11 protein-coding genes, 1 tRNA gene and 1 other RNA gene are annotated in these 14881 nt (G+C 64.6%); 6 read left to right on the top strand and 7 right to left on the bottom strand.

The window, feature by feature from the left end; genetic code table 11:
- Window positions 1-18: 18 nt before the first annotated feature.
- The 5 genes from recR to ACKFRT_RS09015 form a co-directional block, all read right to left on the bottom strand.
- Window positions 19-783, bottom strand: a complete 765-nt coding sequence (recR, locus tag ACKFRT_RS09035) for a recombination mediator RecR (protein ID WP_296215600.1) — start codon at window positions 781-783, stop codon at window positions 19-21.
- 31 nt (window positions 784-814) lie between these two features.
- Window positions 815-1129: a YbaB/EbfC family nucleoid-associated protein gene (locus ACKFRT_RS09030; protein ID WP_005292353.1), complete on the bottom strand. Its 315-nt coding sequence runs from the start codon at window positions 1127-1129 to the stop codon at window positions 815-817.
- A gap of 117 nt (window positions 1130-1246) precedes the next feature.
- Entirely contained in the window at window positions 1247-4177 is a 2931-nt protein-coding gene (locus ACKFRT_RS09025) for a DNA polymerase III subunit gamma and tau (protein ID WP_408925054.1), read from the bottom strand.
- Between the two features lie 44 nt (window positions 4178-4221).
- Complete coding sequence (locus tag ACKFRT_RS09020) at window positions 4222-4863, bottom strand: suppressor of fused domain protein (RefSeq protein WP_296215596.1); 642 nt, start codon at window positions 4861-4863, stop codon at window positions 4222-4224.
- Window positions 4864-5082: 219 nt separating this feature from the next.
- Window positions 5083-6366, bottom strand: a complete 1284-nt coding sequence (locus tag ACKFRT_RS09015) for an aminotransferase class I/II-fold pyridoxal phosphate-dependent enzyme (protein WP_408925053.1) — start codon at window positions 6364-6366, stop codon at window positions 5083-5085.
- Between the two features lie 239 nt (window positions 6367-6605).
- On the opposite strand from ACKFRT_RS09015, the gene ACKFRT_RS09010 reads away from it, so the two are divergent.
- The gene (locus ACKFRT_RS09010; RefSeq protein ID WP_408925052.1) at window positions 6606-7649 is read left to right on the top strand and encodes a magnesium and cobalt transport protein CorA; all 1044 of its coding nucleotides are present in this window, start codon (window positions 6606-6608) and stop codon (window positions 7647-7649) included.
- 9 nt (window positions 7650-7658) lie between these two features.
- On the opposite strand, the gene ffs is transcribed toward ACKFRT_RS09010, so the two are convergent.
- Window positions 7659-7753: signal recognition particle sRNA small type (gene ffs / locus ACKFRT_RS09005), an RNA gene on the bottom strand.
- A gap of 170 nt (window positions 7754-7923) precedes the next feature.
- Between ffs and ACKFRT_RS09000 the strand changes: the two genes are divergently transcribed.
- From ACKFRT_RS09000 to ACKFRT_RS08990, 3 genes are all read left to right on the top strand, one after another.
- A tRNA-Ser gene (locus ACKFRT_RS09000) sits at window positions 7924-8012 on the top strand.
- 480 nt (window positions 8013-8492) lie between these two features.
- Window positions 8493-9086: a GNAT family N-acetyltransferase gene (locus tag ACKFRT_RS08995; protein ID WP_408925051.1), complete on the top strand. Its 594-nt coding sequence runs from the start codon at window positions 8493-8495 to the stop codon at window positions 9084-9086.
- Window positions 9087-9178: 92 nt separating this feature from the next.
- Window positions 9179-10012 (top strand): crotonase/enoyl-CoA hydratase family protein, encoded by an 834-nt coding sequence (locus ACKFRT_RS08990; RefSeq protein WP_408925050.1) that lies wholly within the window; start codon window positions 9179-9181, stop codon window positions 10010-10012.
- A gap of 267 nt (window positions 10013-10279) precedes the next feature.
- Here the strand turns inward: ACKFRT_RS08990 and ACKFRT_RS08985 are convergent, their stop codons facing one another.
- Window positions 10280-11590 carry a glutamate--tRNA ligase family protein gene (locus tag ACKFRT_RS08985; protein WP_408925049.1) on the bottom strand — a complete coding sequence of 437 codons (1311 nt, stop codon included), beginning with the start codon at window positions 11588-11590 and terminating at the stop codon, window positions 10280-10282.
- A gap of 92 nt (window positions 11591-11682) precedes the next feature.
- Between ACKFRT_RS08985 and ACKFRT_RS08980 the strand changes: the two genes are divergently transcribed.
- Both ACKFRT_RS08980 and tgt read left to right on the top strand, forming a co-directional pair.
- On the top strand, window positions 11683-12759 hold the full coding sequence (locus tag ACKFRT_RS08980) for a hypothetical protein (protein WP_408925048.1): 1077 nt from the start codon (window positions 11683-11685) through the stop codon (window positions 12757-12759).
- Window positions 12760-13333: 574 nt separating this feature from the next.
- Window positions 13334-14872, top strand: a complete 1539-nt coding sequence (gene tgt / locus ACKFRT_RS08975) for a tRNA guanosine(34) transglycosylase Tgt (protein WP_408925047.1) — start codon at window positions 13334-13336, stop codon at window positions 14870-14872.
- Window positions 14873-14881 lie beyond the last annotated feature (9 nt).

Below are 14881 nucleotides of genomic sequence, written 5' to 3'. Positions count from 1 at the left end.
CTACCACGACTAAAGAAACTACAGCGCGGTGCGCCCCGCAAACGCGCGGGATAGCGTGAGCTCGTCGACGAATTCCAGGTCCCCACCCATCGGGATCCCCGAGGCCAGGCGCGTGACCGTCAGCCCGGGGAAGTCGCGCAGCAGGCGAGCTAGATAGGAGGCCGTCGCCTCGCCCTCCGTGTTGGGGTCGGTTGCGATGATGACCTCGGTGATTTCGGGGGCCGCGTCGTACTCCACGTCGGGCTTGACGTCGGTCTCGACGGCAGCCGTTTCGGCGTTGCCCGTTTCAGCTGCGTCCGCGCTGCTGGATTCGCCACCGGCGGGTGTGTCGGCGTCACCAAGAAAAGCCCCGCCATCCTTCGCGCCGAGCGCAACGTCCGGCAGTGCCCCGCCGATACGCTGCACCAGCGGCGTGACGTTCAGTTCCTTCGGCCCAATCCCGTTGAGTGGGTCGAGTGCCCCGCCGAGCACGTGGTAGCGCCCGCGATACTCCGCGGTGCGCTCGATTACCTGAATGTCCTTGGACTCCTCGACAACGCAGATGATGCTCTTGTCACGGTTGGAGTCCGCGCAGATCCGGCACACATCCTCTTGGGAAATGTTGTGGCAGATTCGGCAGAACGTCACGCCGCGTTGCAGGCGACCGAGTGCGCCCTGGAAGCGTTCGATATCCTCCGGCTCCTCATTCAGCAGGTGTAGCGCGATGCGTTGTGCGCTTTTCGGCCCGATGCCGGGCAGCCGGGAGAATTCGTCGATGACGTCCTGTAGTGGTCCTTCGAACAACTAGGTCTCTCTTTGAAGTACCAGATAGATGTTAGAAGCCCAGGCCGCTCATGCCCTGGGACAGCGGGCCCATCTTCTCCTCGGCGAGGGTCTGCAGCTTCTGGTTGGCATCCTTGAATGCGCCCAGCAGCAGGTCCTTGAGGGTGTCGATGTCCTCGGGGTCAACGATCTTCGGGTCGATCTCCATGTCGGTGACCTCGCCGGAGCCTGCGACGGAAATGGTGACCAGGCCGTTGCCTGCCTCGCCCTTGACGGTGGAGGCGGCGATCTCGCGCTGTGCCTCCTGCAACTGTGCCTGCATCTGCTGGGCCTGCTGCATCAGCTGGTTCATGTCTGGCTGGCTCATTGTTCGTTACCTTTCGTCAGTGTTTTCAGTACTAGGTTTTGTTCTTCCACAACTGTACCGGTCGGCTCGGACAGGTGTGCGAGGCACCATCGCGTGTACGCGCCGTGGCGTTCACGCTTAGCGAACTCGCTCTGCCCCGAGGCTCTTTTCGATCAGTTCACCTGCGATTTCCAACGGCGTGCGGTGGTCGCGCTGCCCGGGTGCGCGCTCGAGGTCTGCGAGTAGCTCGTCGCGTTCTCGCTGTTCCTTTCTTATGGACGCCCCCTCGTCCCCACCAGCTCCCATTCCACCTCGGGGCTGACGGTTCCCACCCTGGCCGGGGGCTGTGGGGGGTGGGCCGCCAGCGGGTGGGCCACCAGGCGACTGTCCTGGCGGCTGCCCTGGCGCCGGTCCGTTCGCTGATCCGCCCATAGGTTCATCAGCGAAGTCGTTGGCTGGCTCGGGAGGCAGTGGCACGTCAGCAGCCGTGCCGGCCGCGGGGTCGGCGGCAGCAGTGTTTGCTGCTGCGGAGTTTGCTGCGGTGTCTGCTGCTGCAGTGTTTGCTGCGGTCTGCGAGGGCATTCCGCCGTCCCAGTTATCCACTGGCCCGTCGCCGTAGGGGTCGGCTGGCGGCTCGTCGGGCAGAGGCACGCCGTTGAAGCCGTTGTCCATGTTGTATTTTTTGCGAGCCTTCGCCCGCTCGGCGCGGGCGCGCCAGCCGGAGTTCGGGTCTTCCTGCGAGTCCGCAGCTGCTGGGGCGGAGTTCGCGGCTGCGCCAGCGCCTCGGTGAGAGTGTGATGCTTTGCGCATCGCCTCCTCCATCGCCCGAGCACGTTCAAGTGCACTGCTGGCGGCGCTGCGCGTTTCTGCCGGATCGACGGGAGTTTCCGCCGGCACGGGATTCGTGGGTGTGGAAGCTGGCGTTTGTCCCTCACCGGCGGAGGGCTGAGCCGCCGCCGGTTCAGCTTTTCCCGGCGCTTCGCCTCCCACCGCTTCTCCGCCGACGTACACCACGATGTGGGCGGGGCTCCCCGTGGTGGCTTCGATGGCCTGCGAGTAAATCTCCGCGTTCTTCTGCCCGCTAACGAGCCGCGCCAGCGAACCGGTGTGGTGGTCGACGTGCAGCTCGCCCGGGGCGGGCTGGGTCTTACGCGGCGTGGCTCCCCGCAGCGCGATCCAGGCGCTGAGGTCCTGCTCATAGACGGCATCCATGATCCGCCCCCAGGAATCGCTGTCGATCCCGGCGGGTTCGGTCTGATTCGGGGTCTCCGGAGCCTGGGTGGCAGACTCCTGGGCAGCAGCCTCGTGGGCGGCAGACTCCTGGGCGGCAGACTTCGTGGAAGTCTGCTTAGCAGCCTCCTTGGCTGCCTCCTGGGCTGCAGACTCCACCGAGGCTGCGTTTGTGGCGGTGGCTTCTGCAGCGCTGGCTTGGCGGTGGCGCTGCATGATGTCGCGTGCCCGGCGCGCCTCAGCGATAGCTGGGTGCTCTTGCTCGGCAGAGTTCTCCGGCTCCGGGGCACTCGCCTCGTCCGGCTGGGAGGGCGCTGTTCCTTGAGCTTGCGCCTGTGTTTGGGCCGGTGTTGGCGCCTCAGCCTGAGCATGAGCCTCGGCCTGGGCCGGGGTTTGCGCCGGTGTTGGCGCCTGTGTTTGAGCCTCGGCCTGAGCAGGGGTCTGCCCTCGCTCCGGATTCGGGGTCGGCTCAGTAACCCCGCGCTGAGGTTCCCGTACAGTTTCTTGCGGCGCCAGGGTCCCCGGCTCGCTCTGCTGCTCCGGCTGGCTCTGCTGCCCCGGCTCGCTTTGCTGCTCCGGTTGGCTCTGCTGAGTCGCGGTCTTCCGACGGCGCGCGAACATCTCCGCGCGGCTGCCGCGCACGCCCGTGCCTGAACTCGGCCCCACTCCCGTGCCCGTACCAGCTGCTCCATGCCCCTTTTCCAGGGCCTCCACACGCTGCGCCAGCGCCTCCACCGTCATTCCCGCGGCGGGCAGCGCCATGCGGGCGCACAGAATCTCCAGCAGCAGCCGCGGCGCCGTCGCCCCGCGCATCTGCGCCAACCCCTCATTCACCAGGGACGCGCACCGGGTCAGCGTTGCCTGTCCCATCTTCTCTGCCTGCTCGCGAAGCACGTCGCGCGATTCCTCCGGGGCATTCACCAGCCCCCGGTCAAAGGCATCCGGCACGGCCTGAACCACCAGCAGGTCGCGGAAGCGATCCAGCAGATCCTCACCGAAGCGGCGCGGGTCGTATCCCGCATCAATCACCTCATCGACCACAGCGAACAGCGCCGCGGAATCGTGCTCCGCCAGCGCATCCACAGCCCGGTCGATCAGGCTGGAATCCGTCACGCCCAGTAGCGCCAGCGCACGGTTGTACGTCACGCCCTCTGGCCCGGCTCCGGCCAACAGCTGGTCCATGATCGACAGCGAGTCACGCGGCGAACCGCCACCCGCGCGGATGACCAGCGGATACACCGCATCCTCCACCGGCACGCCCTCGCCAGACACCACCGATTCCAGCAGCCCGCGCATATCTGGCGGCGCCAACAGCCGGAAAGGGTAATTGTGGGTTCGGGAACGGATGGTTTGCAGCAGCTTCTCCGGCTCCGTGGTCGCGAAGATGAAGATCAGGTGCTCCGGCGGCTCCTCCACGATCTTCAGCAGGGCATTGAAACCCGCCGTGGAGATCATGTGCGCCTCGTCGATAATGAACACCCGGTAGCGTGATTCCGCGGGCGCGTAGAAGGCTCGTTCCCGCAGCTCGCGCATGTCGTCCACACCGTTGTGTGTGGCTGCGTCTAGCTCTGTGACGTCCAGGTTGCCCGGCCCGCCCGGCGCCAGCGATACGCAGGATTCGCATACGCCACACGGCGTAGAGGTCGGCCCCTCCACACAGTTCAGCGAGCGCGCCAGAATGCGCGCCGACGACGTCTTACCGCAGCCGCGCGGCCCGGAGAACAGGTACGCGTGATTGATCCGCCCACTATCCAGCGCCACCGACAACGGCTCCGTCACGTGCGATTGCCCCACGACCTCGGCAAACGTCGCCGGCCGGTATTTCCTATAAAGTGCCACGAACCTACCCTACATTCCGCTTACGACCACCAGTTGCGGTTGGCTTAGCGCCAGATGTTGTTGATATCGACGCCCTCACGCACCAACCGCTCCTGCACCGCAGCCACACCGTCCGTCTGCGCAATCGCAAGCTCCTCGTCGGTCAGCATCACCAGCTGCGCAACGATCGTCAGCCTGCCAGGGTGGGTAAACTCCACCTCCGCTTCGTCTTCCTTGGAGTGGCGGCTCGCCCCGCCGGAGGTCACCTCGTGGACGTGCGGCACACCATCGTCCCAGACGTAGGGCACCACCAGCAGGCCGTTGCGGGCGGTGATCTTCCGCTCGGAATCCGCATCCATCTGCTGCACCACGTTCGGCAACATCGTGCCGGGCTGCGGCGGCCAGTGGCCGGGGTTCTGGGAAATCATCGTCGCAGCGTGCGCCAGCAGGTCGGCGGCAGTATCGTCGTGGCCGCTGACCACCGTCAGCAGCTCAACGCGCAGGTCGGAGCCATCCTCGGTCTGCAAGCCGGATTCCATGCGTCCCGCGTCGATGGTCATGGCAACCGTCTCGGCCAGCACGAACTCCTCGCCCGCATCCCCGTCAACCTCACCGACACCTTCTGCAGAGGCCTCGCCCGCATCCCCGTCAACCTCACCGACACCTTCTGCGGAGGCCTCGCCCGCATCCCCGCCGAAGCCCTCCAAGAGCCCCTCATTCTGATCCGTGGGGTACGCGGGACGTGCAGAGCTCGCGGGGCCGCCCCCTAGAAACACCTCTGCGATGTCGAACTCCGGGAAGGATTCCCCGATCTGGCGGCGCGCGATGGTCGGCTCGCCGGGCAGCAGCCCCTGAACCCAGACCAGTGTTTCGTCGGTATTGATGGCGACCTCCTCCTTGCGTGGATTGCCCTGCTCGGTGGGTGTTTAGCGCTGGCCCGCGGCGTGCTCGACCCGCTCGATCGCAGCGTAAAGCACGCAGGTGGCGAAGCCTTCCATGGCGATCTCCAGCTGCTCGATCGTCGGCATAGAAGGCGCCAGGCGCAGGTTGCGGTCGTTCGGGTCCTGCTTCAGCGGGTAGGTCGAACCGGCGGCGGTCAAGGCCACGCCTGCCTTCTTCGCCAGCTCCACCACGCGGGAGGCGGTGCCGTCGAGCAGGTTCACAGAGATAAAGTAGCCGCCCTCCGGGACAGTCCACTCGGCAACGTTCGCCTCGCCCAGGCGGCGCTGCAAGATCTCCACCACGCGGGTGAACTTCGGGCTCAGGGAGCCCGCGTGCTTGCGCATGAGCTCGCGCACGCCCTCGGCATCCTTCAAGTACTGCAGGTGAGCCAGCTGGTTCACCTTGTTCGGGCCGATACCGCGCACGTTGGCGATTTTCTTGTACCACTCCAGGTTCTCCGTGGAGGAGGCAAAGAAGGCCAGACCCGCGCCCGCGAAGGTGATCTTGGAGGTAGACGACATGGCCCAGAAGCGGTTCGGGTTACCGGCCTTCTCAGCAACGTCCAGGATGTTAATGACCTCCGGGAACTCACCGGTCAAGGTGTGTACCGCGTAGGCGTTGTCCCATACGATGCGGAAGTCCGGCGCGCCGGTCTCCATCGCCGCCAGTGCCTCGGCGGTCTGCTGCGAGAAGGTGATACCCGTCGGATTGGCGAACATCGGCACAGTCCACATGCCCTTCACGGCCGGATCCTTCACCAGCTCGCGCACCTGATCCATGTCCGGCCCCTCGTCGGTCATGTCCACAGTCACCATCTCAAAACCGAACAGTTCGGTGATGGAGTGGTGGCGGTCATAGCCCGGCACGGGGCAGATCCACTTCCGCTTCTCCTCCGCCGACCACGGGCGCTCGGAATCGTTGTTGCCGAAGGTATAGGACCAGCTAATCAGGTCGAACATGATATTCAGGCTGGAGGCATCGCCCGCGATCACGTTATCCACGGGCAGGCCCAGCAGATCCGCCCACAGCTCGCGCACCTCCGTCAGCCCCACTCCGCCGCCGTAGTTTCGCACATCGACCCCCGACGGCGAGGTGTAGTTATCTCCCGGCAGGCTCAACAAATCCATCGAGAAATCCAGCTGCTCCGCCGACGGCTTACCGCGCGTCAGATCCAGGCTCAGGCCCTGGGAGTGCAGTTCTTCGTAAGCCTGGCGCACATCCTCTTTCATGCTGAGGAGGAGCTCGGTATTGACGTTGTCGATGTTCATGTAATGTCTCTCCCGCTTGTGGCGTACTGGCTCTAGCCATCGGTGTGGCTTCTGCCTGCAAGTCTAACCGAAGCCTCGGACAGGCCCCGGGCAGCGCACTGGCGCCTGCAACCCGTCGGCGCGGGCGATAGGATATCGACAGGTTAAAGGGGCCGTGCCGGCCGCACACACGTGGGCGTCCATAAGAAAAAACGCCACACCGCACCGCCGCCACCGGATTCAGTTGGAGAGGAAGCACCATGGCATCGAACGAGACCAACCGAATCCGCGTACCCGTCGAACGCGCCATCCGCGAATGCCGCCTCTACGTGCAGGGCAAGCAGTACCCGGGGCAGGCGAACTACGCGTCGGCGCTGAAGGACCTAGACGAGCTATCGGATGGCACCGGTAACAACTTCGTGCTCGTCAGCCTGGAAGAGCCCTCCGAAGAACAGATGCTGCGAGTCGCCCAGCACTACGGCGTGGACGAACTGATCGTCGAAGATGCCGTCAACGCCCACCAGCGCGCGAAGGTGGAGCGCTACGAAGACCAGTTGTTTTCCGTTATTCGCTCTGTGCAGTACGCGGGCAACCAGGACCTCGCCGACCGGCGCGACTTGATCCAAACCGGCGAGGTGCAGATGGTCGTAGGCCGTAAGTTCATCATCGTCGTGAGCCACGGCACCGAGCTGCCCAACCCCGAGATGCGACTCCACCAGGCCCCGGAGCTGCGCAGCAAGGGGCCGCTTTCTATCGCGTGGGCGATCTCGGATTATCTGGTGGACGAGTACACGCGCATCGCGGAGGCGCTCGAGGATCGGGTCGATTCGCTCGAGGAAGAGGTCTTCACCCTCCGCGCCGAGTTCGACATCGAGAACATCTACACCCTCAAGCGCGAGATCCTGGAGATGCGCCACGCCATCGACCCGCTGATCCCGGCCCTGCGCGCGCTGATCCAGAACCACAAGGACATCACATCGAAGCAGATCCGCGCCTTCTTCCGCGATGTGCTGGACCATGCGATGCTGGTCAAGGACAAAATCGACTCTTTCGACGAGCGCCTGACCTCCCTGATCCACGCGGGCTCGGCAATTATCTCCTTGCGCCAGAACCAGGACATGCGCACCATTTCGGCGGTGGTTGGCATGGCCGCGGCGCCGACGATGATCGCGGGTGTTTACGGCATGAACTTCGAAAACATGCCGGAGCTGCAGTGGCACTACGCTTATTACATTTGCCTGGCGGCGATGTTTGCCGTGGTCGTGCTGATGTGGTGGTGGTTCAAGCACAACAACTGGCTGTAAGAGGGCATAAAAAGGGGACCCCGCGCACCCGTCAGAGCTCGTTGACCCTTGCTGCATTCCTGCCCTGGGGGAGTTCACAAGATACACGCCGCGCGGAATCCGCTGCCCATACTAGCCCACGCGCCCTCGTTGTTCCAAAGGCTCGTTCTTTCTTATTTATCGACGCCCACTTTCCAACCCCGAGCACCGGATTTGGAATCTAAAGGCAGCGTTGTGTAGCCTGTCATGAGTACGTCAGAGGCAGCCCGCGGCTGCCGTTTCTGCCGTTCGACATGGAGGATTCGACTAGCGGCCTATGTCACACGCCTGGAACGCGTGCGGGAGTCACATCCCTCGTGGGTTCAAATCCCACATCCTCCGCCAAATTTTTTCTGTTGAGATTCCCGGCGTTGGGGCGACCGCGAGACGGTTCCCCGGCGCCGGTTTTGCGTTCGCTGGCCTGCGCCCGCTTGCGCCGGCTTGGCCGGCTTGGGCCCGATTGAACCCGCTTGCTTGCGCTTGCTTGTGTCCGCTTGCGCCGTAATGCGGGCTCTATTTCTGCCACGCTCCTTTCGTGCCGAGCTCCTTGCGCATCAGGCTCCTTTCGTGCCGGGCTCCTTCCGCACCGGGCTCCATTTCTGCCACGCCCCTTTCACACCGGGCTCCATTTCTGCCAGCCCCCTTTTCGCCCCGAAAGGTGACTCGGCGCCGCCCCCAAGAGGTGTTTAAATGGGGTTCATATTCAAGACGGCCTCGGGTAGAATACTCATTAAGCAAACCTGAGCAACCCTCAGAAACCGCCCAGACCCCCGCCTTCATATGTCCCCCACCTCCCGGAAACTAGCGAGGATCAGGCTCTCTTACATGAACACCACTCCCCCTTCACGTAACGATCATCGGCCGGCACCCCAGCCCCAGAGCAACCCCGGCGGGAGTGCGCACTCCCGTGCAGGCAACAGTACGCACTCCCGTGCAGGCAGCAGCACGCACTCCCGAGCAGGCAGCAGCACGCACTCCCCTGCAGGCAACGAACTCGACCTGCTCGAACTCCGCCTGTTCAAAGTGCGCCACACCGACCGTCGCCCCGTTTTCGAATCCAACCCCCACTACCAATTCGACGAGTACTGGTCCGACCCGGACGGTATCGCCAATAACGTCGCCGTCTACTCTGCCCTGGAGGGCTCCGAGGAAGTCGCCCGCGTCTGCCTCGAACCCCGCGGCAAGGAACTAGAGATCGGACTCATCGACGTTTGCGAACCCCAGCGCGGCCGGGGCCTTGCCCGCTGGGTCGTCCGCCAGCTGGAGGCCATGTATCCGCACAAGCAGCTAGTCGCCCTGCCAGAGGACGAATTCCAGTACTTCTGGGAAAAACTCGGCTGGAGCTACCAACGCGACGATAAGGCCGACCTAGGCAAGTTCAAAATGATGGGCCCCACCCCCTCCAAGCTCCAGCCCTGACCCCGCCCCACGTCCCGGCCCCGGCTCTTCCCTACGCCCGCGATTCACGAAACCCGCCCACACCCCGCGCCCCGTGCCTTAGTTTGAAAGACATGACCGACCACACCAGCTCGCCCACTAGCGCCCCGCTCGTCACTACGGACTTTTCCGAGTCCATCCCTGGCCTCGTTCACGTCCGCCTGAATCGCCCCCACAAGCTGAATTCGCTGACGATCGACCTGCTACAGCAGCTCATCGATACCGCCCACACGCTGCGCCGCGATCGCTCCGTCCGCGTCGTCATCCTCTCCGGCGCGGAGGGCAATTTCTCCGCGGGCCTCGACTTCGCCGATACCCTGAAAAGCCCGCCGCGCATGCTTTCGCATTTCATCCCGTGCCTCCTGCGCGGCACAAACACGTTCCAGGAGGCGCCGTGGACGTGGCGTCGCCTCCCCTTCCCGGTGATCGCCGCGGTAGAGGGCTATTGCTTCGGCGGTGGCGTGCAGATCGCTCTGGGTGCGGACTTTAGGTTTACTAGTGCTGACGCCCACTGGTCCGTATTGGAAGCAAAATGGGGCCTGGTGCCGGACATGTCGGGGATCATGTCTCTGAAGCAGTTGCTGCCGATTGACGAGGTGAAGAAACTGGCCATGACCGGGGAGATCTTCTCCGGCGAGCGCGCCGCAGAGCTAGGCCTGGCCAAGGCTGTAGAGGATCCAATGGCTGCGGCGGAGGAGCTGGCGCGGCAGATCAGTGAGCGCTCGCCCGATTCGGTGGCGCTGACGAAGAAGCTGGTAGACGAGACGTGGGAGCTTGGCGCACGCCGCACCTTCGCCCACGAGCGTCTGCGCCAGGCGCGGCTGCTGATAAGCAAGAACGCTGCGGTCGCGCGCGAGGCCGCCCAGAAGAAGATCCCGCCGAAGTTTCGCCCCCGCGCGGTGCGCTAGCCCGCGCCTGCTGGCCCACGTTTCACACGCGCGCTCCGCGCGGTGCGCTAGCCCGCGCCTGCCACCGCCCCCACGTTTCACGCACGCACCCCACGCGGTCAGCTAGTCGGCGCCTGCCACCGCCCCCACGTTTCACGCACGCACCCCACGCGGTCAGCTAGTCGGCGCCTGCCACCGCCCCCACGTTTCACGCACGCGCCCCACGCGGTCAGCTAGTCGGCGCCTGCCACCGCCCCCACGTTTCACGCACGCACCCCACGCGGTCAGCTAGTCGGCAGGCGTCCAGGTGACGGGCCCGCGGGGCAGCAGTTCGGGCCGGAAGGTTCGCAGCAGCTCGGCGGGCGAATTTCCTCCCGCCAGCTCGACGTTCACCGCCTGTCCTAGCGATTCCGCGATCCACCGCAGCATCCCCTCTGTCCCGCCGGGGAAATCCCGCAACGTAACGGCTCCGTCCCGCTTCGCTAGGCGCTTCCCATCCGGCCCCAACACCAGCGGAACGTGAACATACTCCACAGTCGGCAACCCCAATAGATGGGCCAAATACGCCTGACGAGGAGCCGAACTCAGCAGATCATCCCCTCGCACAACCTGCCCCACTCCAGCCAGCGCGTCGTCGACGACCACCGCCAGGTTGTAGGCGTAGTCCCGGTTCACCACCTCCGCATTTCCCGCGCCACTTGCGTCGCCCGCGCCACCCGCGCCACCCGGGCCGCCCAAGTCGCCCGCGTCGCTCGCGTCGCCCGCGCCACCCAAGTCGCCCGCTCCGCTTACGCCACCCGCACCGCTTGCGCCAGCCGCACCGCTTACGCCAGCCGCACCGCTCGCGCCACCAGCGCCCTTCGGTGCGTTCCCGCCACGCCGCAGCACCATGTCATCCACCACCCCTCGATACACCCCGCCCGCGCTTTCACTACCCGAGCCTTCCAGGCCTAAGCCTTCGCTACCCAAAACCTCATCGTCAGAGGCTTTACTGCCCGCCGCGTCCACGGCGAACCGCTCGCGCACCTCCCACTCATCCACGCCCGCCCGCAGGCGTAGTGCCGGCACTCGCCCCCGCGCCGCCAACTCCGCACGCTTTTCGGCCCGCTCCGATTCCCCCAGGTTGCGGCACGTGCCCGGGTACGCTCCCGGTGCGGCATGCGGCGCGCGAACCGCCTCGGCGATATCTTTCCGTGAGCAGTAACACTCGTAAACTAACCCCTTATCGCGCAGCGTCTTAAGCGCTTTTTCGTACTCTGACCAGGTTTTTTGCTGGGAGCCTACATTCCCATCGTAGGTAATCCCCATAGCCGCCAAGTCCCGCAATTGCTGCTGCGCGCTTTCCTCCGAGGAACGCTGAGCATCAATATCGTCAATTCGCATCCGAAACTCGCGCCCCTCATGCTTTGCAAACAACCACGCCAGCACCGCTGTACGAAAGTTCCCCAGGTGCAGATCCCCGGAGGGACTGGGCGCATACCTCCCCGCACCTTCCACCCTCGCCGCACCTTCGACCCTCGCCGACGCTGAATCCCCCACGGCCTGCACCGCCTCACGACCTTGCACCCTCGCCCCCGACTGCTTGCGTGTTCGCACCATGCCAACGCCTCCTTTTCCGCTTTCCCTGGCAAGGCTACCCGCGGGTCTGCAATACTTTTAAGCCAAGGGACAGCTCAACCTGTGGGGGGAATGTGAGTGTGGAGACGTGGGGGCGTCATAAAGAAAAGACAACAACGCTGCTCATCGAGAGCAAAAAGCTTCCGCCCGGCGCGCGGCGTGGACTTGCGCGCGGGCAGCGGTACTACAAAATTGCGCCGGGGATCTACACCGAGCGCGCGCGATGGGAAGCGCTGGCGCGCGACGATAAACTGCGACTACACGGGGTTGCACATGTGCTGAGCTGCACAAACGGGATACTCTGCGGACAGTCCGCAGCGTTGATGTGGGGGCTGCCGCTCGCGGGGCGGGCTAACCCCAACGCGGAGATCGGGTTCCATCCGCCGGAAGGGACAACCGCGAAACTGCACCTCCGGACCCCACGGCCATTGCACGCGACCGCCGCCAACCGTGCTGAAACGCTGCAAATAGAAACCGCAAACGGATTGCGGGAAGTGCGGCTCACCAGCGTTAACGATACGATCATCGACCTCGCCCGGTGGCACAGTGTGGCGGACGCAGTCGTGGCCGCAGAGTTCGCAGCCCGAGCCGCAATGAGCGGACTGGGAACTCCGGAGTTCATAGCGGAATTGCGCGCCGACGCAAACAGACTGCGGAAACTCCGAGGGATCTCAAAGACACGGGAATCACTTCGGTTAATCAATGGCGCGTCCGAAAGCCCGCGGGAATCTGCGCTGAAGGTGAAGCTCTGGGAGGCAGGACTACCCGCACCTTTGCAGCAAGTGGAACTGCACTATGAGGGGTACTTCGCAGGTCGAGTGGACTTTTTCTACCCTTGCGGGCTAGTGATCGAGTACGACGGACGGAGCAAATACCAACCCAGGAAGGCGGGTAGCGACGCCTCCGGTGTGACGGGCGGCGGTATGGTCAACGAGGAGGTCTTCGCCGCGCGGCAAATCATCAGCGAGCGTGCTCGAGAGCGCAAACTGCAGAACCTCGGTGCGCGAATTTACCGGGTGGACCGTGACAACTTCCGCGATGGCACCGCCGTGGCGGATATTTGCAGGCTCCACAGGCAGATGACCCGGAACGGGCTTGAGTTTCCCGCCACCAACTACCGAGGAGGCGTGCCAGCGTGGGAAGCCCCGTAAGGGCTAAGGCCTCGTAAGGGCTTCCCGTAAGAGCTTCCCGTAAGAGCTAAGCGATTCTAAGCCCGTTTAAGCGATTTTTGAGGCGCCGACAGGGGCAGGGGCACGCCGATCGGCCAGGCGAGCAGGGGAGGTTTTGCACATTTTCCGACACTCACGGCGCGGAATGTCCAAAATTCCACGTCTTAAAATATAACTAATCTATTTGCGCAGGTCAGAGCGTTGCATTTTTGTGCTGCACACTCGCTACTTTCAATAACTCGTAGATTTTGGACATCCGCACTTTAGACCGGGTCAGCGGAGGCGCGGCGTGAGGCTGGTGGGGCTGATGTGACGCCATTCCGGGGGCGCCCACGGGCGGAGGCGCAGCGTGGGGCTGGTGGGGCTAATGTGACATCATTTCCGGGGGCGCCCGCGAGCAGAGGCGGCAGACGGCGGAGTGAACGGTGCGAGGGCGGGAAGTGAAAGCGCCGAGGTTGGGAAGCGGCAGGGAATCGGCAGCGCGGTGAGGGGAAACCGCAGGAAATCGGCGGCGCGGAGAGGGGAAACGGCGGAGCGGACGATAAACTGGGGTGCCATGACCGAAGATCAGGAAAACACCAGCGCAGAAGAAAGCATTTGCGCAGGTCAGAGATTCCAAGGAGCCGCCTCGGATCTGTCCTTCGAGGTGACTTCCCGCCTGAACGAAGCTGCGGGAACGCGAGCGGCTGGAAGCGCAGGCGCAGCCGCGGCCGCAGGCGCGGGGCCGGGCGCGGCTGGAAGCGCGGGTGCAGGCACGGGAACGCGAGCGGCTGGAAGCGCAGGCGCAGCCGCGGGCACGGGCGGAAGCGCAGGCGCAGCCGCGGGCCCGGGAACGCGAGCGGGCGGAAGCGCGCGAGTGGACGCAGGTGCGGGCGCGCTGGGGCGTACGGGCGTCATAAAGACTCCGCATGGGAACATCCACACCCCAGCATTCATCCCGGTCGCAACGAAAGCAACGGTCAAAACCCTCACGCCCGAGCAGGTGCGGTCGACGGGCGCGCAGGCCATGCTTTCGAACGCGTACCACCTGTACCTGCAGCCCGGGCCGGACATCGTAGACGAGGGTGGCGGCCTCGCGGAATTCGAGAACTGGCACGGGCCGACGTACACGGACTCCGGCGGCTTCCAGGTGATGAGCCTCGGCGTGGGCTACAAGAAAGTCCTGGCCATGGATACGAAAGGCCGCAGCGAGGCAGACATCATCCAGCAGCAGAAAAAGCGCATGGCCGTGGTCGACGAGGACGGCGTGGACTTCCGCAGCGTCATCGACGGCAGCAAGCACCGCTTCACGCCCGAGGTCTCGATGCAGATCCAGCACCAGCTGGGCGCGGACATCATGTTCGCCTTCGACGAGCTGACCACCCTGGTGAATACACGCCCCTACCAGGAGCAATCCGTCGCCCGCACGCACCGTTGGGCTCGCCGCTGCCTGGCGGAACACCAACGCCTGACGGAAATTCGCCAGCATCGCCCGCCGCAGTCGCTGTGGGGTGTGGTGCAGGGCGCACAGTACGAGGATCTGCGGCGGCAGGCCGCGCGCGGCCTGGTGGAGCTTTCCCGCGAAGCCGAGGCACAGGGCAATCGCGGTTTCGGCGGCTTCGGCATCGGCGGCGCCCTGGAGAAGGAAAACCTCGGTACGATCGTCCGCTGGGTCGCGGAGGAGTTGCCGGAGGATAAGCCCCGCCACCTGCTCGGCATCTCGGAGCCGGACGACCTCTTCACCGCGATCGAGGCCGGCGCCGACACGTTCGATTGCGTCGCGCCGACTCGCCTGGGCCGTCGCGGTGGCGTGTACACGCTGGACGGTCGCCTGAATCTTATGGGTGCGCGGTTTAAAAGGGATTTCTCGCCTATCGACGCCGCAGTAGGCGGCTATGTCTCCGAGAATTATTCGCGCGCTTATATTCACCACCTGCTGAAGGCGAAGGAGTACCTGGCTGGCACGTTGTGCACGCTGCACAATCTGCATTTCATGGTGGGGTTGGTGGACCGGATTCGCGAGTCCATGCAGCAGGGGCGTTTCTACGAGTTCCGGGAGGAGTTCATGGGGCGCTACTACGGCCCGACCTGGCGGGAGCGCCTGGGCGGGCAGTAGCGCTTGGCC

Origin of the sequence: Corynebacterium jamesii (assembly GCF_046097395.1) — a bacterium.
In the GTDB taxonomy this organism is placed as follows: domain Bacteria; phylum Actinomycetota; class Actinomycetes; order Mycobacteriales; family Mycobacteriaceae; genus Corynebacterium.
This window is presented reverse-complemented; position numbering and strand designations above follow the sequence as displayed.

Excerpts from the sequence above, each read along its gene's own strand:
- ACKFRT_RS09030 (WP_005292353.1), bottom strand. The coding sequence starts at position 1,129 with ATGAGCCAGCCAGACATGAACCAGCTGATGCAGCAGGCCCAGCAGATG.
- ACKFRT_RS08985 (WP_408925049.1), bottom strand. The coding sequence starts at position 11,590 with ATGGTGCGAACACGCAAGCAGTCGGGGGCGAGGGTGCAAGGTCGTGAG.
- tgt (WP_408925047.1), top strand. The coding sequence starts at position 13,334 with ATGACCGAAGATCAGGAAAACACCAGCGCAGAAGAAAGCATTTGCGCA.
- ACKFRT_RS08995 (WP_408925051.1), top strand. The coding sequence starts at position 8,493 with ATGAACACCACTCCCCCTTCACGTAACGATCATCGGCCGGCACCCCAG.
- ACKFRT_RS09010 (WP_408925052.1), top strand. The coding sequence starts at position 6,606 with ATGGCATCGAACGAGACCAACCGAATCCGCGTACCCGTCGAACGCGCC.
- ACKFRT_RS08990 (WP_408925050.1), top strand. The coding sequence starts at position 9,179 with ATGACCGACCACACCAGCTCGCCCACTAGCGCCCCGCTCGTCACTACG.
- ACKFRT_RS09015 (WP_408925053.1), bottom strand. The coding sequence starts at position 6,366 with ATGAACATCGACAACGTCAATACCGAGCTCCTCCTCAGCATGAAAGAG.